General features: G+C 36.7%; 23 protein-coding genes and 2 pseudogenes. 4 read left to right on the forward strand and 21 right to left on the reverse strand.

Annotation, left to right across the window (positions count from 1 at the left end; translation table 11 throughout):
• Window positions 1-30: 30 nt before the first annotated feature.
• The 9 genes and pseudogenes from rplS to ylxM form a co-directional block, all read right to left on the reverse strand.
• Window positions 31-420, reverse strand: a complete 390-nt coding sequence (gene rplS / locus COB47_RS07750; RefSeq protein WP_013290827.1) for a 50S ribosomal protein L19 — start codon at window positions 418-420, stop codon at window positions 31-33.
• Window positions 421-527: 107 nt separating this feature from the next.
• Window positions 528-1265: a tRNA (guanosine(37)-N1)-methyltransferase TrmD gene (gene trmD / locus COB47_RS07755; protein WP_013290828.1), complete on the reverse strand. Its 738-nt coding sequence runs from the start codon at window positions 1263-1265 to the stop codon at window positions 528-530.
• A 2-nt stretch (window positions 1266-1267) separates the two neighbouring features.
• The gene (rimM, locus tag COB47_RS07760) at window positions 1268-1777 is read right to left on the reverse strand and encodes a ribosome maturation factor RimM (RefSeq protein WP_013290829.1); all 510 of its coding nucleotides are present in this window, start codon (window positions 1775-1777) and stop codon (window positions 1268-1270) included.
• A gap of 149 nt (window positions 1778-1926) precedes the next feature.
• A complete protein-coding gene (locus COB47_RS07765) occupies window positions 1927-3390 on the reverse strand; it encodes an IS200/IS605 family accessory protein TnpB-related protein (protein WP_013290830.1) in 1464 nt (487 codons plus the stop codon).
• Window positions 3391-3443: 53 nt separating this feature from the next.
• A pseudogene (locus tag COB47_RS12130) lies at window positions 3444-3545 on the reverse strand (IS607 family transposase); the annotation flags it as partial.
• 100 nt (window positions 3546-3645) lie between these two features.
• Window positions 3646-3879, reverse strand: coding sequence for a KH domain-containing protein (locus COB47_RS07770; protein ID WP_013290831.1), 234 nt, complete (start codon window positions 3877-3879; stop codon window positions 3646-3648).
• A 29-nt stretch (window positions 3880-3908) separates the two neighbouring features.
• The gene (gene rpsP, locus COB47_RS07775) at window positions 3909-4154 is read right to left on the reverse strand and encodes a 30S ribosomal protein S16 (protein WP_013290832.1); all 246 of its coding nucleotides are present in this window, start codon (window positions 4152-4154) and stop codon (window positions 3909-3911) included.
• A gap of 34 nt (window positions 4155-4188) precedes the next feature.
• Window positions 4189-5520: a signal recognition particle protein gene (ffh, locus tag COB47_RS07780; RefSeq protein ID WP_013290833.1), complete on the reverse strand. Its 1332-nt coding sequence runs from the start codon at window positions 5518-5520 to the stop codon at window positions 4189-4191.
• A complete protein-coding gene (gene ylxM, locus COB47_RS07785; RefSeq protein ID WP_013290834.1) occupies window positions 5513-5863 on the reverse strand; it encodes a YlxM family DNA-binding protein in 351 nt (116 codons plus the stop codon). Before ylxM ends, ffh begins: the two co-directional genes overlap by 8 nt.
• 208 nt (window positions 5864-6071) lie before the next feature.
• On the opposite strand from ylxM, the gene gltX reads away from it, so the two are divergent.
• Window positions 6072-7514, forward strand: a complete 1443-nt coding sequence (gltX, locus tag COB47_RS07790) for a glutamate--tRNA ligase (protein WP_013290835.1) — start codon at window positions 6072-6074, stop codon at window positions 7512-7514.
• A gap of 63 nt (window positions 7515-7577) precedes the next feature.
• On the opposite strand, the gene galE is transcribed toward gltX, so the two are convergent.
• The 7 genes from galE to lon form a co-directional block, all read right to left on the reverse strand.
• The gene (galE, locus tag COB47_RS07795) at window positions 7578-8561 is read right to left on the reverse strand and encodes a UDP-glucose 4-epimerase GalE (RefSeq protein WP_013290836.1); all 984 of its coding nucleotides are present in this window, start codon (window positions 8559-8561) and stop codon (window positions 7578-7580) included.
• 33 nt (window positions 8562-8594) lie between these two features.
• On the reverse strand, window positions 8595-9764 hold the full coding sequence (locus tag COB47_RS07800) for a galactokinase (protein ID WP_013290837.1): 1170 nt from the start codon (window positions 9762-9764) through the stop codon (window positions 8595-8597).
• A complete protein-coding gene (gene galT / locus COB47_RS07805; RefSeq protein ID WP_013290838.1) occupies window positions 9761-10753 on the reverse strand; it encodes a galactose-1-phosphate uridylyltransferase in 993 nt (330 codons plus the stop codon). The genes COB47_RS07800 and galT overlap by 4 nt, the downstream gene beginning before the upstream one ends.
• Before the next feature lie 92 nt (window positions 10754-10845).
• Window positions 10846-11721: a PocR ligand-binding domain-containing protein gene (locus tag COB47_RS07810; protein ID WP_013290839.1), complete on the reverse strand. Its 876-nt coding sequence runs from the start codon at window positions 11719-11721 to the stop codon at window positions 10846-10848.
• A gap of 24 nt (window positions 11722-11745) precedes the next feature.
• Window positions 11746-12162 (reverse strand): DUF523 domain-containing protein, encoded by a 417-nt coding sequence (locus COB47_RS07815; RefSeq protein ID WP_013290840.1) that lies wholly within the window; start codon window positions 12160-12162, stop codon window positions 11746-11748.
• Window positions 12159-12773 carry a ribosome biogenesis GTP-binding protein YihA/YsxC gene (gene yihA / locus COB47_RS07820; protein WP_013290841.1) on the reverse strand — a complete coding sequence of 205 codons (615 nt, stop codon included), beginning with the start codon at window positions 12771-12773 and terminating at the stop codon, window positions 12159-12161. The genes COB47_RS07815 and yihA overlap by 4 nt, the downstream gene beginning before the upstream one ends.
• A 17-nt stretch (window positions 12774-12790) precedes the next feature.
• Entirely contained in the window at window positions 12791-15118 is a 2328-nt protein-coding gene (gene lon / locus COB47_RS07825; RefSeq protein WP_013290842.1) for an endopeptidase La, read from the reverse strand.
• An 82-nt stretch (window positions 15119-15200) separates the two neighbouring features.
• Here lon and COB47_RS07830 point away from each other — a divergent pair, with 82 nt between their 5' ends.
• The gene (locus COB47_RS07830; protein ID WP_013290843.1) at window positions 15201-15764 is read left to right on the forward strand and encodes a glycerol-3-phosphate responsive antiterminator; all 564 of its coding nucleotides are present in this window, start codon (window positions 15201-15203) and stop codon (window positions 15762-15764) included.
• Here the strand turns inward: COB47_RS07830 and COB47_RS07835 are convergent.
• The 4 genes from COB47_RS07835 to COB47_RS12310 form a co-directional block, all read right to left on the reverse strand.
• Window positions 15753-16130 carry a DUF1667 domain-containing protein gene (locus COB47_RS07835; protein WP_013290844.1) on the reverse strand — a complete coding sequence of 126 codons (378 nt, stop codon included), beginning with the start codon at window positions 16128-16130 and terminating at the stop codon, window positions 15753-15755. The two genes, COB47_RS07830 and COB47_RS07835, sit on opposite strands and share 12 nt — an antisense overlap.
• Before the next feature lie 27 nt (window positions 16131-16157).
• Complete coding sequence (locus COB47_RS07840; protein WP_013290845.1) at window positions 16158-17423, reverse strand: NAD(P)/FAD-dependent oxidoreductase; 1266 nt, start codon at window positions 17421-17423, stop codon at window positions 16158-16160.
• A complete protein-coding gene (locus COB47_RS07845) occupies window positions 17410-18864 on the reverse strand; it encodes an NAD(P)/FAD-dependent oxidoreductase (protein ID WP_013290846.1) in 1455 nt (484 codons plus the stop codon). The genes COB47_RS07840 and COB47_RS07845 overlap by 14 nt, the downstream gene beginning before the upstream one ends.
• A 154-nt stretch (window positions 18865-19018) precedes the next feature.
• Window positions 19019-19189: a hypothetical protein gene (locus COB47_RS12310; RefSeq protein WP_013290847.1), complete on the reverse strand. Its 171-nt coding sequence runs from the start codon at window positions 19187-19189 to the stop codon at window positions 19019-19021.
• 149 nt (window positions 19190-19338) lie between these two features.
• Here COB47_RS12310 and COB47_RS07850 point away from each other — a divergent pair, with 149 nt between their 5' ends.
• Both COB47_RS07850 and COB47_RS12985 read left to right on the forward strand, forming a co-directional pair.
• Window positions 19339-20433 (forward strand): iron-containing alcohol dehydrogenase family protein, encoded by a 1095-nt coding sequence (locus tag COB47_RS07850; RefSeq protein ID WP_013290848.1) that lies wholly within the window; start codon window positions 19339-19341, stop codon window positions 20431-20433.
• 15 nt (window positions 20434-20448) lie between these two features.
• Window positions 20449-20671: pseudogene (locus tag COB47_RS12985) on the forward strand (NAD(P)H-dependent oxidoreductase); the annotation flags it as partial.
• A 350-nt stretch (window positions 20672-21021) separates the two neighbouring features.
• Here the strand turns inward: COB47_RS12985 and COB47_RS07860 are convergent.
• Window positions 21022-22227: a hypothetical protein gene (locus tag COB47_RS07860; RefSeq protein WP_013290849.1), complete on the reverse strand. Its 1206-nt coding sequence runs from the start codon at window positions 22225-22227 to the stop codon at window positions 21022-21024.
• Window positions 22228-22374: the final 147 nt, after the last annotated feature.

A 22374-nucleotide genomic window follows, 5' to 3' on the forward strand; every position in this document is an offset into this window, starting at 1 on the left:
TTGTAAATATAAAAAAGAGACTAAGCTTTTTTAAGCATTAGTCTCTTCGGTATTGTTATTCTCTTTATTGTTTGGCTGCTGAACAAGCTCTTTAATCTTTGCAGCCTTACCTATCTTTTCTCTGATGTAATAGAGTTTTGCTCTTCTTACTTTACCTCTTCTTATAACTTCAATCTTCTCAAGTCTTGGTGAGTGAAGAGGGAATACTCTTTCAACACCAATACCATATGAAATTCTTCTGACTGTGAAAGTTTCCGAAAGCCCTTTTCCTCTTCTTTTTATGACAAGCCCTTCGAAAGCTTGCACTCTTTCTCTTCCACCTTCAATGACCTTAAAGTAAACTCTTACTGTGTCACCAGGTTTGAAATCAGGAATATCTTTTCTTAACATTTCGCTTTCAATCTCTCTGATTATATCCATCTTCCACTTTCCCTCCTTCCAGCAATAAGGATGTTCTTGCAAACCATGTTTGCAGAGGACCATGTACTTTATTTACAAGAAAAAAGCTCAAAAATGAACATGTGTAATTATAACACAATTTTTTGCGTCTCACAATATTTTATTAAAAATTCTCTGTCTTCGTCGGTCAGCTCAAAATCTTTGAGCAAATCAGGTCTGTTTTTTATTGTTTTCAGTAAGCTCTGATACCTTCTCCACTTTCTTATTTTTTTATGGTCTCCGCACAAAAGTATCTCAGGAACTTTTTTGCCTCTGAACTCAAGCGGTCTTGTATACTGCGGATATTCCAAAAGCCCTGTTGAAAAACTCTCTTCTTGAGCTGACTTTTCTTCAATGACTCCTTTTACAAGCCGCGAAACTGAGTCGATCACCACAAGTGCAGCATACTCTCCTCCAGTTAAAACATAGTCGCCTATAGAAATCTCATCTGTTACAATCATGTCAATTACTCTCTGGTCAATTCCTTCATAGTGCCCACATATTATTATAATCTCTTTTTCTTGTGACAGCTGCTCGGCATACCGCTGAGTGTATGTTTTGCCTTGAGGTGTAAGATAAATAACTCTGTGAGGTTTGGTTGGTTTTACACTCTCATATGCATCAATTATCGGCTGGGCAGTCATAACCATTCCAAACCCGCCGCCGTATGGATAGTCATCTGTCCTCTTGTGTTTATCAAGTGTAAAATCTCGTATATTAATTGCCTCTATCTTTATCAGCCCTTTTTGCTGAGCTCTTTTTAAGATGCTGTAGTTTGTTGCAGACAAAATCACTTCTGGAAATAAAGTTAGAACTTTGAATATCATCTTCAATCCAACAACCCTTCAACAACCTTTATTTTCATATATCCCCCTTCGATATTGACCTCTTTTACAATGTCTTTCAAAGCAGGAATCAGTATGTCTTTCTTTCCTATATAGCTGTCGCAAATGTACACATCATTGCTGCCAGTTTTTAAAACATCCTTTATTCTACCCAGTTTTCTGCCATCTAAATCATACACTTCAAGCCCAATAATATCGCATATAAAATAAGTGTCCTTTGGCAGTTTTTTGGCTCTTTCTCTTTCTATCACTATATACCTGTTTTTCAGCTTTTGTGCTTCATCTATGCTGGAAATTTCTTTGAACTTGATTATCACAATATTATCTTTTACTCTATATCTTTCAATTGTGAGCTTTGTTGAAAGGTTATCTTCCAAAAAAACATATTCAAGCTCAGAAAACCTGTCAACCTCATCTGTAAGAGGTATTACTTTCACTTCTCCTTTGAGCCCAAATGTGTTCACAATCTTGCCAACCTGGAGGTACTTATACATAATCTACCTGGTCAACCGAACTGTGCATACTAGCACGAGTTCAGCAGCTGGGGTATTTATATTCCGCCTTTCAAGCTTTCCCAGCCCCAGCAGGCGGTATTTGGGAAAGCCATAGCCCCTGCCCTAAGAAGCAGGAACTTGCGCCCTTTTTAGCCGGGTCTCCCCACTTGCCCTGAAACCAAAAATGACTTCAGGACAAACATGTCCCGCAGAACTCTGCCAGGAGAGAGTGGTGTTACCACCGCTACCCTGAGAACTCGCCAGAGATTGCAGACTTTACCGCAGACATCAGAACTTGTTCCGTCCAGAGGTTCTGATGCCATCTCTGATTCACTCTCAGGGCTTTGTAAAAACTTTTTTACTCTTTCTATCTCTTTGAGTTGCTTTTTCCTTAAGCATGTGTTCTTAACTACCTTCTGTACGTATTCCTTCAGCTTATCCAGTTCATTTTCATCAAGCCTGCCAAGAAGTTGCATATAATTGTGCGGTATCCTTTCTCTCAACCCAAGCCCTCTTCTTGCTATCACATACGCTGCCCCAACGTCTTTGCTCACCATATACTGCGGTGCATACTTCAACATCCCTATCACTGAAGTGTATGCAGGGTCCACTTCTACAACTTCTATCCCTTCTCGCTTTGCTAAAAGTTTTACCTTCTCCAAAAGCAACCTGTATCCAAAATAGTGCCTTATCCGCCTCGATTTTCTCCCTGAAAAATCTCCTCTTCTGCCCCTGTCCTGTATGCTAAGGTTCTCTATCACTATGGCTTTTTGCTTTCCTTTTGCCATCTGTACTATCATGTGAGCATACTGCCACCTGTAATACTCTTTTTTGCTTAAGCTTCCGCTCTCAAGCTCTGGCATCGGTATCCTACCGTAACTCAAAAACTGTCCGTTCTCATCCGTTTCTACCCATGCTATGTGTCTTGGATATGCGTTAGTGTCTATACCTATAACTCCATTTGCTCTCGTTATCCCGGGCTTTGGAAAAACCTCTTCAACAGTAAAATAGGCATATACTACACCATTTTTTAGTTTCAACTCTACAGAATAAGGCTCTCCTGAGCTGCTTATTGCCTGCAGAAGTTGATTCCTGTCTGTGTACGTTTTTCCTTTTGTCTTCCATCCAGATTGTATCGTCGCATATACGTACTTCCTTTCCCCCACGTTGATTCTGAGCCTGGTAAAAACCCCATCTGTCTCAATCCTTGTGTTAAGATTCCCCTTCTTGCTCCTGTCTCCTCTTGAGTACAGATTCCCTTTCCTCTTCTCCTGCCACTTTCGTTGAAGTTCCCTGTACGCCCTACCATTTATGTGCCTCTTCTTGAGCTTTTCAAACAATTCTCTACCACCAAAGACAACCTTTTCTGGGTTTTCTCCTCTCTCTTCACAGGATTTTTTAATGCTTTCGGCTTTCATTATCGCATCATCAACATATCGGGAGTTCAGGTTGAAAACTCCCTGCAGGTCCCTTTTGAGTTCTTTCCTCTCATGCCCTTCCAGCAGTCTCTTATATGCATACCTCATACAAGACGACCATCTTCTCATTAGCTCTAATACTCTTTGCTTATCTTCGCTGCTATCAAAAGTTAGCTTGGCTTGAACTGTTACCATGTCTTTTAGCACCTCTTTGCCCATAAATCCTTGCTGCAAAAGATGTATAGTAGAGGTGTCCTGAGAGGTGTTATTAATCCTTCCTTTTCCCAGTTTATTAGTATTCTTCGGCAGATAGCATATATCTCTTTAACTTTTTGAATACTTAACAACATTTAACATCGCCTGGTCGGAATTATATCTTTTGGCATTGTTATTTTCAACTGTTGTGACCTCCTTTTTAAAAAAGAGTTAGGCAAGATACGCCTAACTCTTTTATTGTAAAATCTCAACTATAACTCTCTTGTTGTCTTTGTTTGCTGCAGCTCTGACAACTGTTCTTATAGCTCTTGCTATTCGTCCCTGCTTGCCAATGACCTTTCCCATATCTTCAGGAGCAACTTTAAGCTCAATAATTACTGACTGCTCACCGTGGATTTCACTAACCTTTACTTGGTCTGGATTGTCAACAAGAGATTTTGCTATGACTTCAACTAAATCTTTTAGCATGACAAACTACCCCTCCTTCTACATATGTTTTATTCAATCACACCAGCTTTTTTAAGTAGAATTTTAACTGTATCTGTTGGCTGAGCCCCGTATGATAACCATTTTTTTGCCTTTTCAACATCAACTTTGATGTCAGCAGGATTCTTCAAAGGATTGTAATAGCCAATTTCGTCAATTGTTTTTCCATCTCTCGGTGTGCGTGAATCTGCAACAACAATTCTATAAAAAGGATTGTTTTTGGCACCCATTCTCTTGAGCCTTATTCTTACTGCCACTTACATCACCTCCTCTTTTAAATGTTTTGATGTATTACATGAAAGGAAATTTAAATTTTCCTTTCTTGGCAAAGCTGGGATTTGAAAATTGCTTCATCATCCTTTTCATGTCTTCAAACTGTTTCAAAAGCCTGTTTACATCTTGAACAGTGGTGCCTGACCCCATCGCAATTCGTCTTTTTCTGCTGGAATTAATAATGCTTGGGTCTTGGCGTTCTTCTTTTGTCATGGAATTTATGATTGCTTCTATCTTCTTAAGTTCCTTCTCACCAGCATCAAAATCCACATCACCCTTTAGTTTAATGCCGGGTATCATGGAAATAATCTGAGATAAAGGCCCCATCTTCTTTATTTGCTTTAGCTGATCTAAAAAATCTTCAAGAGTAAACTGCATGCTTCTGAGCTTTTTTTCAAGCTCCTCAGCCTTTTTCTGGTCAATTGCCTCCTGAGCTTTCTCTATTAATGTCAAAACATCTCCCATTCCAAGTATTCTTGATGCCATCCTGTCAGGATGAAAAACCTCTAAATCTTCCATCTTCTCACCAACACCGGCAAACTTTATAGGCTTGCCAGTTATTGCCTTGACAGAAAGTGCAGCTCCGCCTCGTGTGTCACCGTCAAGCTTTGTCATAATAATTCCGTCTATGCCAAGTTGATCATTGAAAGCTTCTGCAACATTCACAGCATCTTGACCTGTCATAGCATCTACTACAAGCAAAATTTCTGTGGGTTTCACAGCATTTTTGATATTTTTAAGCTCATCCATAAGTTCCTGATTTATATGAAGTCTTCCTGCTGTATCTATTATAACAACATCAGACCTGTTTGATTTTGCAAACTCAATGCCATCTTTTGCTATCTTGACAGCATCTTGACTTGTATAATCTGCATAGCATTTTACACCAACCTTTTGTGCAACAACTTCTAATTGCTTTATTGCAGCAGGTCTGTAAATATCACATGCAACAAGCGAAGGATTTTTCCCCTGTTTTTTCAAAAGCCCTGCAAGCTTACCAGCTGTAGTTGTCTTACCAGAACCCTGAAGTCCTACCATCATATAGATTGAAAACCCGCTTGGTGAAAATGTAAGTTTAGTGTCACTACCACCAAGAAGGTTTACCATCTCGTCGTACACAATTTTTATCACCTGCTGAGCAGGAGTCAGGCTTTCCAAAACTTCTTCTCCCACAGCCTTTTGTGTCACAGTGTTAATAAAATCTTTTACCACCTTATAGTTGACATCAGCTTCTAAAAGGGCAAGCTTCACCTCTTTCATAGCTTCTTTGATATCCTTTTCTGTTAGCTTGCCCTTTCCTCTCAACTTTTTAAAGACATCCTGTAATTTTTCAGAAAGACTGCTAAACATTTTCTTGCCACTCCTGAATACTATTTATTATACTCATAATTTCTTCGTCTTTATATCTATCGTATATTCTCCTCAGTTTTTGCAATACTTCATCAATTAAACTTATGTTTTTATAATACCTATCCGCAAGCCTGAGCTTTTCCTCATATTTTTTCAAGACCATTTCTGCTTTTCTGAATGCATCAAAAACACCTTGTCGTGATATACCAAGTTCTTTTGATATTTCTCCCAAGGTTAAATCTTCATTTACATACAGCTCAATAATCTTTTTTTGTCTTTCGGTTAAAAAATCTTTATAAAAATCATAAAGAAGACTTAAATATACCTTACTTTCTTGTTGCATTTTCAATTTCATCTCTCTGTAAAGCTTAAAAACTTGACACTTATATATAATAATTGATCTATAATGTTTTGTCAAAAATTTTTTAAAGATTCATTTTAAAAAATCAAAACTCTCTCAACAGTATTTTGTGTTATAATACAATCTGTTATAAATAAAACAACTTATAATTCCAATCCAAAGCACAACTTAGCACGAAAGGAGTAAAAAGATGGTAAGAGTTAGATTTGCACCAAGTCCGACCGGTCAGCTTCACATAGGCGGTGCAAGAACAGCACTTTTTAACTACCTATTTGCCAAAAAACACAATGGAAAATTTATTTTGCGTATAGAAGACACCGATTTAGAAAGGTCAAGGGAAGAATGGGCAGAAGGTATTATGAGAAGCTTGAGATGGCTTGGAATTGAATGGGATGAAGGTCCTGATATTGGCGGTGAATTTGGCCCGTACTTTCAATCTCAGAGAAAGGAAATTTATCTTGAGTACATTCAAAAGCTTTTAGAAGAAGGAAAGGCTTATTACTGTTTTTGTACACAGGAAGAGATAGAAAGAGAAAGAGAAATTGCAAGGCAGCAAAAGATACCGTACAAGTACAGCAAAAAGTGCAGGAACATCAGTTTAGAAGAAGCAAAAAAGAGAATCGAAAACGGTGAAAAGGCAGTTGTTAGAATAAAAGCACCGGTAGAAGGAACAACAGTTGTGCATGATATCATTCGTGGAGATGTTGAATTTTCAAATGACCAGTTAGATGACTTTATAATCTTAAAGTCTGATGGAAATCCAACATACAACTTTGTTTGTGTAATTGATGATTATCTTATGAAAATATCGCATGTTATAAGGGCTGAAGAGCATCTTTCGAACACCCCAAAACAGCTAATAATATATGAAGCTTTAAATATTCAGCCACCGCAGTTTGCACATGTTCCCATGATTCTGGCACCTGACAGAAGCAAGCTGAGCAAAAGACACGGTGCAACTTCAGTTGAAGAGTTTTTCGAGAATGGATACTTAAAAGAAGCAATTGTCAATTATCTTTTACTTCTTGGTTGGTCGCCTGGAGAAGACAAAACTATCATAAGTCTTGACGAAGCAATACAGAAATTTGAACTTGAAAAGATTTCAAAAAATGCAGCTATTTATGATATAAATAAGCTGACATGGATAAATGGATATTACCTGAAAGAAATAGATATTGACGACTTATATGAAAGAATGAAATATTTTTATTCAAAAGTGGGAATTGAAATAACTTCGTTTGATAAAGAATATGTAAAGTCTGTTTTAAAGCTTGTGCGTGAAAAAGTCAAAACACTTGTTGAGGTAGTTAGTGCAAGCATTTACTTTTTTGATTCTAATTATGAATACGAACAAAAGGGTGTGGAAAAATACTTCACTCCTGATAACCTTAAAAATCTTCAACTTCTTCTTGATGACCTGAAAAATATAAAGCCTTTCTCAGCAGAAGAAATTGAAAAGCTTGTGAGAAGAAAGGCTGAAGAGCTGAACACAAAAGCTGCAAATATAATTCATACAATAAGAATGTGCATAAGCGGAAGAACTGTAACACCTGGTCTTTTCGAGATGATGGAAGTTCTCGGTAAAGATGAAGTAATAAATAGAATAGAAAAAACACTTAAAATATTTTCATAAACATCTAAAAAAAGGGTTGGAAGAAAAAATTCAAAAGCACTGCTTCCAACCCTTTTTCTTTGTTTATTCTTCATATCCATGGGGATGAGTTGAATGCCATTTCCACGCTGTAGAAATTATTGTCTCCAAACTATTATATTTCTGCTGCCACCCAAGAAGTTCCTGAGCCTTCTGTGATGATGCAACCAAAATTGAAGGATCGCCTGCTCGTCTTGGTCCAATTTCATATGGGATTTTCTTGCCAACAACTTCGCTTGCCTTTTCGATTACTTCCATTACAGAAAATCCCATCCCATTTCCCAGATTAAATATCCCACTTTTATCGTACTTCTCTAAATACTCCATAGCCTTTAGATGCGCATCGCAAAGGTCAACAACATGGATGTAGTCCCTTATACAAGTGCCATCTTTGGTATTGTAATCATTGCCATATACAATAACCTTTTCACGAATACCAAGCGCTGTTTGAAGTACTATGGGAATAAGGTGTGTCTCAGGATTATGGTCTTCTCCAATAATCCCGTCGGGGTGGCTACCTGCAACATTGAAATACCTCAGGGACACAAATTTTAGCCCATAGGCAACATCCATCCATTTTAACATTTTTTCAATTGCAAGTTTTGTCTCACCATAAGGGTTTGTAGGCTCTGTTTTGTCCTCTTCAAGTATAGGGATGTTCTCTGGTTCTCCATAGACGGCTGCTGTTGAAGAAAACACCAGTTTTTTTACATTGTGTTTTATCATTGTTTCAACAAGATTTAGAGTACCATAAACGTTGTTGTAGTAATACTTTATAGGATTCTGAACGCTCTCTCCCACCAAAGAAGAGGCAGCAAAATGGATGACTGCTGAGATGTCATTTTCCGCAAACACATTTTCCAAAAACTCTTTGTCTTTAAGATCACCACTATAGAACTTTCCACCTAAAACTGCTTTCCTGTGACCTTTTTCAAGATTGTCAACAACCACCACATCATATCCTTTTTCAAGCAAAAGCCAAACCATATGGCTTCCAATGTACCCTGCTCCACCTGTAACCAAAATCATCTTTCTATCAACCCTTCCCTTATAAAAGAATTTTTAAATCTCTATTTCCCTTGCCCCATCGTCAATTTCAAATGTATAAAAATCTGCCACAAGCCCTGTTTTTGTATAGTAATTTTCCCCTACTTTTCTTACAAACTCTTCTATAGCATCTTTATGAACAATTGAGACTGTGCAGCCACCAAAACCAGCACCTGTCATTCTTGAGCCAATTACCCCTTCTATCTTTAAAGCCTCATCAAAAAGTGTGTCAAGCTCAAGTCCTGTTACCTCATAGTCATCTCTTAGCGATATATGAGATTGTATCATAAGCTTGCCAAAAGCTTCAAGGTCTCCTTTTTGCAAAACGTCAATGGATTTTAAAACTCTGTCGTCTTCGTATACAACATGTCTTACCCTTTTTAGAATTATTTCATCATCAATCAAATTTTTATATTTTTCAAACGTCTCAACGTCAAGCTCACCAAGGCACGAAATGCTAAGTTCTTTTTTCAAAAGTTCAAGCCCTTTTTCGCACTCTAGTCTTCTTTCATTGTATTTTGAGTCTGCAAGACTTCTTTTCTTGTTAGTGTTGCTGATCACAATCTTGTAATCACCAAGTTTTAAAGGTACATACTTGTACTCCATAGTGCGTGTGTTGAGAAAAATGGCATGGTCTTTTTTCCCAAGACTTGAAGCAAACTGGTCCATAATACCACAGTTTACCCCCACAAACCTGTTCTCAGCCTTCTGACATATAAAGCTAAGTTCAATTTTGTTAAGTGGCTTGCTATTGAAGAGTGAGTAAACTGCAATTCCAGTTGCACACTCAATCGCAGCAGATGATGAAAGCCCTGCTCCGTGCGGTACAGTGTCGTGAAAGAGCATGTCAAGACCTCCAACTTCATATCCTGCCTCTTTTAGCTCTTTTATAACACCAAGCTGATAGTTTCCCCACCTGATATTTTTATACTCATCAATCTTATCGATGTCTGTTTCAACAAGCTCTTTTAGGTCTGTTGCATACAAGCAAATTTTTTTGTCGTTTCTTTTTCGGGCAAGAACAGTGGTACCAACATTGAGTGCTGCAGGGAAAACATACCCGCCGTTGTAGTCTGTGTGCTCACCAATTAGGTTTACTCTTCCGCTTGAAAAAAAGCACCTGATAGGCTCTTTGCCTTCACCATAAACCTCCTTGAATATCTTCAAAAGCTCTTCAATCTTCATTTCCTGTCTCCTCCTTGCATCTTTTCCATAAATCTTTTATAAGCCTGTCTCAGCTCTTCTGCCTTTTCCTCGGGTGAGGTGGTGTTACACGGTGCCCATGCCCCTGTTTCACTCGATGCATTGAACTTTTGCTTGTCTTTTGACCGCATGGGCGGGTAAAACTCTACATGAAAATGGTAAAATTTAGAATAGTCCTCATCGACATTGACAGGGAGCTGATGCATACACATCATGTACGGGAATTGATAGTCAAAAAGACTGTCCAGCGTTCCTGTAGTCTCTTTTAACATCTTTGCAAAGCTGTCTTTTTCTTCTTCTGTAAGGTCAGAAATAACACCAACATGTCGCTTTGGAGATATAAATACACCATAAGGGTATTCAGTAAAGAAAGGCAGGTATGTTACAAAATGGTCGTTTTCTATAATTATTCTCTTTTTAAACTCCTTCTCTTCCCTGTCAATCCTGCAGATTAAACACTCACCATGCTGCTCATAGTGCATCTTAGCACTTTCAAGTTCACGCAAGATTTTTAGTGGTATCCATGAATATCCATATATCTGACCATGTGGATGCGGCATTGTAACACCCACTACCTCGCCTCTGTTTTCAAAGATGAATATAAACTTTATGTTTTTATCTTTCTTTAGAGTTTCAAATCTCTCAACCCACAGGTCCACAAGCTTTCTTATATGAGAGACCTCAAGCTCGGGCAGTGTTATCGTGTGATTTGGAGAGTATAAAATCACCTCACACTTGCCGTACGCAGGTGCAACCTTATAAAAAGATGTTGTAACATCATCTGGCTGTGGCGGATTTTGCATAAGGGCTGGAAAGTCGTTGTCATACTCTAAAACATCATAATTATCTGGAACTTTTCCAGAGCCAGGACAAAACGGGCACCAGTCTTTGGGCATCTGAGGTCTTTCCTGTCTGTGCGATGCAATCATTACCCAGTCACGCAAAAGAGGATTCCATCTGAGTTCTGCCATTTTTTCTCCCCCACATCAAATAAAATTTTTTCTCCTTTCTTCCTAATTTTCATTCTAAAAAAAAAGAAGTGCAATTTGAATGCACTTCTTTTCTATGTATTAGCATTTTTTTTAGATGTATCGTAAATATATTTATCTTTCTTGTAATTCATCGGAGACACTCCATATTTTCTTTTAAAAAGCCTACTAAAATAGTTCTGGTCTTCTATCCCTACCAGTTTTGATATCTCTCCAATCGGAAGGTCTGTTGTTTCTATTAGCTCCTTAGATTTTTTTAGCCTTATATTGATGAGGTATTCCTTGAACGTCACACCAAGCTGCTTTTTAAAAAGATAACTCAAGTAAGTTGGTGACAAGTACACCATTTTAGCCAAATCATCAAGTGTTATCTCTTCCATGTAATGATTCTTGATGTATTCAATTATTCTTTCAATTGAAGAAAGTGAAGAAATTCTTATCATCTCAGAATCTATAATATATTTCGCTACAATATGCATCATATCAAGTACACTTTTAAGTTTTTCCTGGTCGATGAAGGTAAGCTTGAAAAAGCTCTCTCTTGCTCTTTGTATATCAACTGGCTGACCATCTAATTTTTTTGCAATTTGTTCCCACATCTTTTCTGATGGCGGCTCTAAAAGAATCTGACCAATAAAAAGTGAACCTATATAGCTTGTGTTGAAAAACAGAGGAATAACAGCCTCAATAAGCCCCATGTGACATCTGTAAACATGTATGCCCTTTTTCTTTTGAGCAGTCTGTGCACCGTTCAAATCAGATTCCCTGCACGCTTCACCATTTTTGTAATAGTTTTTCATGATGGTGCAGAACTCGCACGTGCCTTTCTTTTTATTCTCAACCCATTTGTTGTCAGCTGTCAAAAAGTTTGCTGAGATTCCTGTGATGTAAGAAAAGTTGTCTAAAACCGAAATCAAATCGTCGTACTTGATAATCTCTTTAAAATCCATATCCTTTTTACACCCTCTATAATCTTAATCAATACAGACCACTTTGATACCATTTTGCATGAAAATAGCTGCTGTGATGCCGCTTCCTTCAACCAGTTTTCCTGAAAAGCTTCCATCATAGATTTTGCCACAACCACAAGAAGGACTTTTAGACTTCAAAAATGCAATCTCTGCACCGAAAAACTTTGCAAGCTTTAAAGCCTCTATAGCACCTTTATAAAAATTATCGGTAAAATCCCTACCTGTTGTATCTATAACCCTGCCATCTTTTATCTCACATGGATTTCGTGGTGTTGGAAGTCCACCAAGCTGTTCAGGACAAATGGGAATAAGAATGTACTCATTTTTCAATCTTTCAACAACTTCTTCTCTCAAATTGTTTGTCCCATTATATTTTGTGTTAAGACCTATAAGGCAGCTGCTGATAAGTGCATACATCATTTTTTACCCTTCTCCTGCAATATTGCCTCTTCCATAAACTTAATTATGGCATACTGGACCTGCTTTACTCCCATGCCAGACTTAGCAGAAAATTGGTAAAACAGTTCCTTTTCAATCCCTAGTTCTTTTGAAATAAGTTCTGTATTTTTTGTAAGTTCATTATTTGAAAGTTTATCACACTTTGTTAGTACAATCATGATAGGAATTTCTTTTTTGTCAAAAAAGCTTAGCATTATTTTATCATCTTCTGTAGGAAGATGTCTTGAATCTAAAAGCAAAACAGAAAGTTTTAGTTCCTGCCTTTCAAGCAGGTACTCTTCAATCATTTTTCTCCATCTTCGTTTTTCTTCTTTCGAAACCTCAGCATAACCATAACCTGGAAGATCCACAACCCTGAACTTATCGTCTATATTGAAAAAATTGATTGTTCGGGTTTTACCCGGTGTTGACCCAACCTTTGCAAGTTTGTCTTTGAACACGGCATTTATAAAAGAAGATTTCCCCACGTTTGATCTTCCGCATATGCACATCTCTGGCATTTTAATCGGCGGATAGTCTTCTTTTTTCACAGCAACCTTTTCAAGCCTTGCATTGGAAAGATTGATTTTCAAATTAGCTTTCACCCCCTTTACTTTACAATTGCAATATCAAATACCTCATCAATTGTCTTTACAAATATAAAGTTCATATCTTTCTTCACATAGTCTTCAAGTTCATCCACATCCTTTTTGTTTTCAAAAGGCAGGATAACATTTTTAATACCCACTCTTTTTGCTGCTAAAACCTTCTCTTTTACCCCGCCAATTGGAAGTACTCTGCCGCTCAAAGTAATCTCACCTGTCATAGCAACGTCGTACCTTACTTTTCTCTGTGACAGTGCTGAAACCATTGCAGTTGCCATTGTCACTCCAGCAGACGGCCCATCTTTTGGAATAGCACCTTCCGGAACATGAATGTGAATATCGCAGTCTTTATAAAAGTTCTCGTCAATCCCAAGCTCCTTGGCCCTTGACCTTATAATGCTCACAGCGGCCTTTGCCGACTCTTTCATAATATCTCCAAGCTGGCCTGTGAGCTCTAATTTGCCGGACCCTGGCATCACAAGCGCTTCGACATAGAGCGTCTCACCGCCAAAAGGCGTCCATGCAAGACCTGTTACAATTCCTACCCTGTCTTGTTCAATCAACTCATCTCTTCTGTACTTTCGCGCACCCAAATACTTTTCCAAATTCTTTTTAGTGACTCTTACCATCTTCTTATTTTCTTCTAAGATTTCTTTTGCAACACGTCGGCAAAGCCTTGCAATTTCTCTTTCTAAATTTCTCACACCAGATTCTCTCGTGTAAAATGTTATGATATCTTTAATAGCTTCCGGGTCGCATCTTAACTGAGATTTTTTAAGCCCGTTTTGTTCCATTTGCTTTGGCAAAAGATATCTCTTTGCTATTTCAAGCTTTTCTTCTTCAGTATACCCTGTAATCTCTATCACTTCAAGCCTGTCAAGTAGAGGTCTTGGAATTGTCTCAAGTGTGTTTGCTGTTGCAATGAACATTACCTCAGACAAATCAAACGGAATTTCAATATAATGGTCGCGGAATGCAAAGTTCTGTTCACTGTCCAAGACCTCTAAAAGTGCAGATGCAGGGTCCCCTCTAAAATCGTGCGACATCTTGTCAATCTCATCCAAAAGTATAAGAGGGTTTTTTGTCTTTGCCTGACGAAGAGCATAAATTATTCTTCCTGGCATTGCACCAACATAGGTTTTCCTGTGTCCTCGTATTTCTGCTTCATCCCGAAGACCCCCAAGCGAAATTCTTACATAATTTCTGTTAAGTGCACGTGCTATCGACTTTGCAATTGATGTCTTCCCAACACCAGGTGGTCCTACCAGACATAAAATAGGTCCTTTCATGTCGTTTTTTAGTTTCCTTACAGCAATATACTCAAGTATCCTTTCTTTTACTTTTGTAAGCCCATAGTGGTCCTCATCAAGCACATTTTTGACCACATTTATATCAATCTTCTCATCACTTCTTACATTCCATGGAAGATCAACAACCCAGTCAAGATATGTTCTTATAACCCCCACCTCGGGCGAGTTTGGAGGCAATTTCTCAAGCCTGTCTATTTCTTTGAACACCTTTTGAAGACTTTCCTCACTTAGTCCTAACTTTTTTATCTGTTCTCTATATTCCTGGGCTTCAGAAAAAAGGCTGTCTTTTTCCCCAAGTTCGCTCTGGATTGCCTTTAATTGCTCTCTCAAATAATATTCTTTTTGGGTTTTATCAATCTGTTTTTTTACTTTGATAGCAATCTTTCTCTCAATTTCAATTATTTCTTTTTCTTTTAATATCATCTCATATAGCTTTACAAGTCTTTCTTTCAAATCTACCTTTTCAAGCAAAAGCTGTTTATCTTCAAGTTTCACAATAACATTTGCAGCTATAACATCTGCAAGCTGGTCAGGGCTTTGAATTGTAGTGACAGACAAAATAGCATCAGGGGGAATTTTGTTTGTAAGTCTTGCAAACTCTTCAAATGCTCCAACCACATTCCTTATAAGCGCCTCTAATTCAGGGTCATCTTCTAATTTGGCTTCACTTTCTTTATATTCTTCAACCTCAACTAAAAAATAGGGGTCTGTTGACAAATATCTTAATACCCGTGCTCTGTAGAGACCTTCAACAAGTATTCTTGAGGTCTCCCCTGGAAGTTTTAGCATTTGTTTAATCTTTACAATTGTTCCAAATTGATGCATGTCATCTGGCTCTGGTTCTTCCTGTTTGGGATCTTTCTGGGCAACAAGCAAAACAAGCTGATCATTCTCCATCGCCTGTTCGAGGGCTTTGAGAGAAATCTGTCTCCCAACATCAAAGTGAAGCATCATGTATGGAAAAACTACAAGTCCACGCAGAGGAATCACTGGTATTGTCCTTGTAGATACTGTGCTGCTCAAATTTTATCTGCCTCCGTTTTTATAATTTTACTTCTGGGTGTATAATTATATTAAAAACTCTTCAAAGGAGTTAGTTGCTATGATGGAAAACTTGATAGACAAACTTATTCAAAATCCTATTATACCAGCTATAAGAGACAAAGCAATACTCGAATATGCAATAAATTCTGAGTGCAAAATCATTTTTCTTCTTCACTCTTCTATTTTAACCATAAAAGATGAAATTAATATGATAAAACAGAAAAACAAAATAGTTTTCGTCCATATAGACCTAATTGAGGGTGTTGGAAAAGACGAAAAAGGGATTGAATTTATAATAAACTGCGGTGCTGATGGTATTATATCAACAAGACAAAACTTAATCAACTATGCTGCTTTTCTTTCTGTACCTTGCGTTCAAAGAATATTTTTGATAGACTCGCAGTCCATAACCTCCGGTCTTAAAATAATAGAAAATTCCAAACCCACACTAATCGAAGTTTTACCTGGTGTAATACCAAAAGCAATACAAAGGTTGGCTATTTCAACCACAGTTCCAATCATTGCAGGAGGTATGATTGAGACAAAAGAAGAGATAATCCATGCTCTGTCTTCAGGTGCTGTAGCAATCTCAACAAGCAAACCTGAGCTTTTTTCAATCATCTGACGAGTTTTTTTTGCTAACCCTTCTTGTTGCAATAACATCAGCACCAGTATCAAGAATATTTTTCATAATCACACTCTCTATTTCAACTGGTGCTGATATCTCTATGTTTTTTAAAATCAAAATGGCTTCAAAAATTTTATCTTTTGGAATGGGAATTTTAGTTCTAACAGGCACAAACTCTACCTCACCATCTTTAACATGGACTGTGGTTGTAAGAATTCTTTTAGGGTTTGTAAACTCCTCTTTTGCCCATTCAAGTCCTTTTTTACACCCAAAACCATTTAATTCAATTTTCTCACCTTGTACATTTCTTTCAATCGTGCAACCTCTTGGACAAAGAATGCATGTGACTTTATTTTTCTGCATCTTTGCTTCTTCTCTCCTTTTTAGTTTTCAAATGTTTTGCAAGCTTACCACAATATCATTAGAAAAATCCAGCTGAGAGAGAATCTTTTGTGAAATTTCTATGCTTTCCATCTCACCGGGTGTTAGAATGCTTTTTTTGATCTCAATAAGAATTTTGCCTGCATTGGAAATAGTCACAACAGCATCTTTATAAAAATTATCTACCCTAAACCTGAGAACAAAGGGCTGGACAAAATTTTTGTTTAGTTTTTGCGGCACAACATATCTTATACCATCTTTTGCCACTATATTTATATGAATGTTATCCTCAAAAAGCTCAGGGTGCTGAGAATATATTGCAGCATACCTTCCTGCTATCTGTGCTTCTTTCGTCACATTGTCCACAAGGTCATGAACATGAAGAACATTTCCACAGGCAAATATACCTTTTTGCGAGGTTGAAAATGTATTGTCAACAACTGGACCTCCTGTTCTCATATCAAGAACAATTCCAGCTTTTTTACTCAGTTCATTTTCAGGTATCAGCCCAACAGAAAATAGCACTGTATCACATTCGATAAACCTTTCTGTTGACGGAATTTCTTGCAGCTGAGAGTCCACCCTTGCAATTGTAACACCTTCAACTCTGTATTTCCCGTGAATTTTGACAAGCTTATGAGACAAAAGAAGAGGTATCCCAAAATCATCTAAGCACTGAACAATGTTTCTCCTTAACCCTGTAGAGTAAGGCATTATCTCTACTACTGCCTTTACCTCTATTCCTTCTAAAGTAAGACGTCTTGCCATGATAAGACCTATGTCACCAGAACCAACAATTACTGCTTTTTTGCCAATCCTGTAGCCTTCAATGTTTATAAACCTTTGGGCCTGACCTGCTGTGAAAATACCTGCAGGTCTTGTTCCAGGTATTATTATAGCACCTCTTGTTCTCTCTCTACATCCCATAGCAAGCACAATTGAATCTGCTTTTATCCTCTTAAGCCCTTTTTTATTGACAGCTACTATCTCTTTTTCTGGGGTTATATCTATCACATGAGTTTCGGTAAGATACTCTATCCGATTTTCTACTACCTGCTCAATAAATCTGTGGGCATACTCAGGTCCCGTCAGCTCTTCATTAAAATAGTGAAGTCCAAAACCAGGATGAATGCACTGGTTTAAAATCCCACCTAAAAACTTGTCTCTTTCTATAATTAGAACTTTTTTATCGCCTTTTAAATTTTTAAAACTCTCTAACGCTGCTGCAAGCCCGGCTGGACCACCACCTATTACAACTACTTTATATTTTTCCATTTTTATCTTCCCACCTTTTCTCGGTCAGAATATAAGAATTTTTCCCAAACTTTGTTATTTGAGTTTTGTCAATTTTTAGCTCCCTTGAAAGTATATCCATCACACGAGGTAGACAAAATCCTCCCTGGCATCTTCCCATCCCAGCTCTTGTTCTTCTTTTTATTCCATCTACAGTCGTTGCACCTCTTTTTATTGCTTCAATAATTTCATATTCAGACACAAGCTCACACCTGCATACAATGTTACCAAATCTTGGATTAAGCTTTATCATTTCTTCTCTTTCTTTATTAGAAAGCTTTGAAAACCTTTTTATATCTTCTCTATAAGGATTAAAATCAAGATTTCTTTTCGCGTTTAGCTTATCGCTAACCAGTTCAGCAACATACTTTCCTATTGCCATTGATGAGGTAAGACCAGGTGACTCAATTCCCGCAACGTTTATGAAGTTTTTGACATCTTCGTCTTCTTCAATGATAAAGTCATGAGTATCCGGCGTTGCTCTGATTCCAGAAAAGATTGTTATTACATCTCTCTTGCTCAGGCTTGGCAATACTTTCCTTGCCTTTTCAAATACCTCATCAAGCCCTTCTTGAGTTGTTGATGTATCATCTTTTGAATCCACATACTCAGAATTTGGACCAACAAGAACATTTCCGTCTACAGTCGGGGTTACTAAGATTCCTTTCCCTTTCTCTGTTGGTACCTGAAATATTACTCTGTTTACTGGTAACTTTTTTGGCTTGTCTAAGATATAATATTGACCTCTTCTTGGATATATCTTAAAGTTTCTTGCACCTGCCATTCTACTTATTTCATCTGCGTATACACCAGCACAGTTTATCAAAATCCTGGCTCTTACAACCCGATCGTCGGCTGAACGAACTATAAAGAAATCATCATCTTTTTCTATCCTGCAAACCTCAAAACCAAAAATAACCTCTGCACCATTTTGAATAGCATTTTCAAAAAGGGCGACTGTTAACTTATACGGATTTGTAATTCCAGAGTATGGTGCAAAAAGCGCAGCTTTTATGTTTCTGCTCAAATTCGGCTCATTTGCTAAAACCCACTCTTGACTTTTTATCTCAAGTCCTTTAACACCATTTCTCCTTCCTCTTTGTAAAAGCTCTTCCAATACATTTATCTCATAATCATCAAATGCAACCACAAGCGAACCAATCATCTTATACTCAACATCAAGTTCATTACAAACATCCGCAAATATATTGTTCCCCTCAACATTGAATCTTGCCTTTTTAGTTCCCTCAATTGGGTCATAACCTGCGTGCACTATTCCAGAGTTTGCTTTGGACGCACCTTCTGCAACATCTTCCATTTTTTCGAGGCTACATATTTTTAATCTGTAACGTGTTAGCTCTCTTAAAATTGACATGCCAATAACTCCTGCTCCTATTACAGCAACATCATAAATTCTGCTCATATTATCACCCTTTTCAAAATATGGTAAATAAAAAGCCTGCAAATAGCCCCTCTTTAAAAGAAGCTATTTGCAGGCTCTCCACATCTCTTGCCAAGCTTTATTTTAAGACAATTCAATCAAAAAATCAATAAAAATTTTTGACCCATTACAAACTCTATGTCTGGTCCATGCTGGTCAGAACGTTATCAAAATAGTTTATATTGCACTTTTTCCCGTCCCAGTGAATGCAGACATCACATCTTTCATCACCTTTGTGAGAGTAACCACCATCGTTAAACTCCGGACACAATTTTGCAACTGCTCTTTGCTGTTCTTTGCTTGACATATTCTGATCACCCCTGTTGCATATAAAATATAGTTTTTTTCTATAATTAATTTTCCTGTGAAGGTGAGATTTTATACATCTTTTGTAGAAATTATGTGCTATAATTTATTTTAAAGTACAAACAGCAATTTTGAAGGAGGCCTCAAAAAGTGAGCAAATTTTTTCTCCCCACAAAAGTAATATTCGAAAAAGAAGGTGTTCTGAAGAATAAAGAACTTTTCAACCTTGGAAAAAGAGCTTTCATCGTGACATCTCCATCTTCTCTGATGAACGGTTCTTTAGAAGATGTAACAACTGTATTAGAAAAGCTTTCTATTGAATATTCAATATATAGCAAAATTGCTCAAAACCCAAGTGTAGAACAAATAGACGAGGTTTCAAAACTGGCAAGAGAGTTTTCACCAGACTTTATAATTGGAATTGGTGGAGGTTCTCCTCTTGATTCATCAAAGGCAGTGGCAGTGCTGTGTGCTGAAAAAAATCTAAAAGCTCAGGACCTTTTCGACTCAAAATTTGAAAAGTGTTTACCTATAGTTGCAATTCCAACAACATGTGGTACAGGAAGTGAGGTTACTCCATATTCAATTTTGACATTGAAAACAATTGAAAATAAGAAAAGTTTTACATCAGAATTAATTTTTCCGAAAATAGCAATTGTGGATTACAAATACCTTTTAACATTGCCATATAACGTTATTGTAAATACCCTTTTTGATGCTCTTTCTCACGTAATAGAAGGTTACCTTTCTAAAGCGTCTGATAACATAATTGAAGCTTATGCTAAAAAAGCCCTGGAGCTATTTGAAAGCTCAAAAGATAATCTAAAAGAAAACGCTTTAAAAGAAGCTGATCTTGAAAAGTTTGCATGGATATCATTGATTGGTGGAATTATAATTGCACAGACAGGTACTCTTATTGTTCATCCTTTAGGATACAACTTTACTTATTACCATGACATCCCACATGGAAGAGCAAATGCAATCTTACTTTCAAGCTTCTTGAAACTTGAAAACAAATATTTAAAAGAGGAAGTAAACTTTGTTCTAAATTGCATGGGGTTTGATAGCATAGATGAGTTTTCTGAGTTTGTAAGATTTTTTGTTAATGATTCTATTCCAAATCTGACAAGCGACAGAATTGAATATTATGCAAAAAGAGCGCTTGAGTCCAAAAATGTGGCAAACTTAAGACATTCAATCTCGCTTGAAGAAATGATAGATGTTTTAAAAGGTTCGGTTGAGTAATTCAAAATAAATTCAGGAATTCATTTTCTCACTGCAGAAGATATCAACGATATATTTGCTCCAAAGACTGAGTTTTCTAAAAATCATCCTAATTTTAAAATATGCTTATCAGTTTGCTGAAGCTGACAAATACACAGTTGCAGCACCTATGTGGAATTTGAGCATTCCTCCAATCTTTAAGGCATATATAGACTACATTACAGTCTCTGGAATAACATTTAAATACACAGAACAAGGGTTTAAAAAAGAAAATTTTGGGGACAAATTAAAACAGGGGCTGTCAAGGAAATATTTTGATAGCCCCTGTTTTGAAATAAACAAACAGAACCTGCAACCACTTGAAAATAAAGGATTACGGGTCATTTAAGGTTAAAAGTCATCTTTTAGCAAAAGTATACTTTTATTACTCTGAAATTTTTGTTTTTTACCTCGAAGTTTTTCTATCGCCTTTTTACAGGTTCTTTTCTCCAATCAAAAGAGTCTTTAAAAATGTCTAATCTGTGACCATTAATTATAACTACATGTCCTAATTGCTTTTTAATCTTTCGGAGCATCAAAATAGTTGTTATACTGTAATTTTTTTAATTCTCAATGAATACTTGAAATTACATCATAACTTACAATACCGCCCTTTATTTGAAATAATAGCTCAACCTTTTTATTTTTTAGTCTATAAATATTGGTGTCAAAAATTTTATTAGGTACAAATGACTGATAGTTCCTGTCAATAAAATAAATTGCTTTATTGTTTCCATATATCGGCCAATAGGCATTAATGTCTTTGGGCACATCATTAACAATCTCCAGCTTTCCAGTATTAAGGTGAAGAATAACCGGCTTTGATCTAAACGGATCAATAATAGAAGAATAATCCCCAAATCCTTTGTATTCCGGTTCTCCCTGTGCAAACATGTATTTATCATTTGAAATAAAGAAACCTGGCGAGTTGCATAAACCCGTATTTTTAGAAAATTCTCTTACAGCTCCACTTTTTAAGTTCACAGCCACTAAATATACATATGGTGGAGATGCCGACGAGGAGGTACTAATTACAGCCCACTTATTATCCTCGCTTATAGCAGTAGAAAATATCAATCTGTAATCTTGTGTCAATGGTAGATTACCTATTTTTTCAGAGAAAATCTTTTTCTTTGTATTACTCTGCAAATCAATCAAAACAAATGATGTAGCTGAATAGTTTTCTTTATTGTTATTTTCCCCGCAAACTATATATCTGCTATCACAAGAAAGAGATGGCCAGCAAAATTTGCCTTCTGCTACGCGTTCCAATATAAATAAAGATTTTTTCTCATTACCCTGTTTTTTCTGATATTTCAATACATACAGTGCTTTTTCAGTGGCTATTACAAATTCTTCTTTTTCTCTATTTACATTAATAAACTCAATCCTCTCATTTAGTCCCTGTCTAAATACTTCTTTTCTGGTTTTATAATCAACCAGAATAACTTCTTTGAGATTCTGTGTATATGCCACATAATTTTTTCCCCATGCAAAAAATCGACGTGGAAATAGTGTAAAATTCTTGTCAACCTCAGCATCGGTTGTTTTAAATTTGAACAACAAATGGTCATTCCCACGACTGTCAACAAGTCTTCCCTCAAACTCTCTCCCATACAATAAATCTTGATTTTTGTTATTTAATACTTTTACATATCCTATTTTTTCAATACCTGATTGAAAATATGCATACAAAAATCCAAGTAAAACTATTGCAAATAATATCAGCCCAGCAAAAAGAAGTTTTTTTATAACAACTTTGTTATCTAACCTCATTATTCATATCCTTTCTTTTCCGATATAAAAGTTTAATTAATTTGACTTTAATACCAATTTCCTCGATATCTTTGTACTAAATTTTATTAAATTCTTAAATCTAATAATTTAAACTTAAATCGTATTGTCTTGCTTTTTGCTCACAAG

It is taken from the genome of Caldicellulosiruptor obsidiansis OB47 (assembly GCF_000145215.1).
Classification (GTDB): domain Bacteria; phylum Bacillota; class Thermoanaerobacteria; order Caldicellulosiruptorales; family Caldicellulosiruptoraceae; genus Caldicellulosiruptor; species Caldicellulosiruptor obsidiansis.

Coding starts and splice junctions, on each gene's coding strand:
- rplS (WP_013290827.1), bottom strand. CDS start 420: ATGGATATAATCAGAGAGATTGAAAGCGAAATGTTAAGAAAAGATATT.
- trmD (WP_013290828.1), bottom strand. CDS start 1,265: ATGATATTCAAAGTTCTAACTTTATTTCCAGAAGTGATTTTGTCTGCA.
- rimM (WP_013290829.1), bottom strand. CDS start 1,777: ATGTATAAGTACCTCCAGGTTGGCAAGATTGTGAACACATTTGGGCTC.
- COB47_RS07765 (WP_013290830.1), bottom strand. CDS start 3,390: ATGGTAACAGTTCAAGCCAAGCTAACTTTTGATAGCAGCGAAGATAAG.
- COB47_RS07770 (WP_013290831.1), bottom strand. CDS start 3,879: ATGCTAAAAGATTTAGTTGAAGTCATAGCAAAATCTCTTGTTGACAAT.
- ffh (WP_013290833.1), bottom strand. CDS start 5,520: ATGTTTAGCAGTCTTTCTGAAAAATTACAGGATGTCTTTAAAAAGTTG.
- ylxM (WP_013290834.1), bottom strand. CDS start 5,863: ATGCAACAAGAAAGTAAGGTATATTTAAGTCTTCTTTATGATTTTTAT.
- gltX (WP_013290835.1), top strand. CDS start 6,072: ATGGTAAGAGTTAGATTTGCACCAAGTCCGACCGGTCAGCTTCACATA.
- galE (WP_013290836.1), bottom strand. CDS start 8,561: ATGATTTTGGTTACAGGTGGAGCAGGGTACATTGGAAGCCATATGGTT.
- COB47_RS07800 (WP_013290837.1), bottom strand. CDS start 9,764: ATGAAGATTGAAGAGCTTTTGAAGATATTCAAGGAGGTTTATGGTGAA.
- galT (WP_013290838.1), bottom strand. CDS start 10,753: ATGGCAGAACTCAGATGGAATCCTCTTTTGCGTGACTGGGTAATGATT.
- COB47_RS07810 (WP_013290839.1), bottom strand. CDS start 11,721: ATGGATTTTAAAGAGATTATCAAGTACGACGATTTGATTTCGGTTTTA.
- COB47_RS07815 (WP_013290840.1), bottom strand. CDS start 12,162: ATGATGTATGCACTTATCAGCAGCTGCCTTATAGGTCTTAACACAAAA.
- COB47_RS07830 (WP_013290843.1), top strand. CDS start 15,201: ATGGAAAACTTGATAGACAAACTTATTCAAAATCCTATTATACCAGCT.
- COB47_RS07835 (WP_013290844.1), bottom strand. CDS start 16,130: ATGCAGAAAAATAAAGTCACATGCATTCTTTGTCCAAGAGGTTGCACG.
- COB47_RS07840 (WP_013290845.1), bottom strand. CDS start 17,423: ATGGAAAAATATAAAGTAGTTGTAATAGGTGGTGGTCCAGCCGGGCTT.
- COB47_RS07845 (WP_013290846.1), bottom strand. CDS start 18,864: ATGAGCAGAATTTATGATGTTGCTGTAATAGGAGCAGGAGTTATTGGC.
- COB47_RS12310 (WP_013290847.1), bottom strand. CDS start 19,189: ATGTCAAGCAAAGAACAGCAAAGAGCAGTTGCAAAATTGTGTCCGGAG.
- COB47_RS07860 (WP_013290849.1), bottom strand. CDS start 22,227: ATGAGGTTAGATAACAAAGTTGTTATAAAAAAACTTCTTTTTGCTGGG.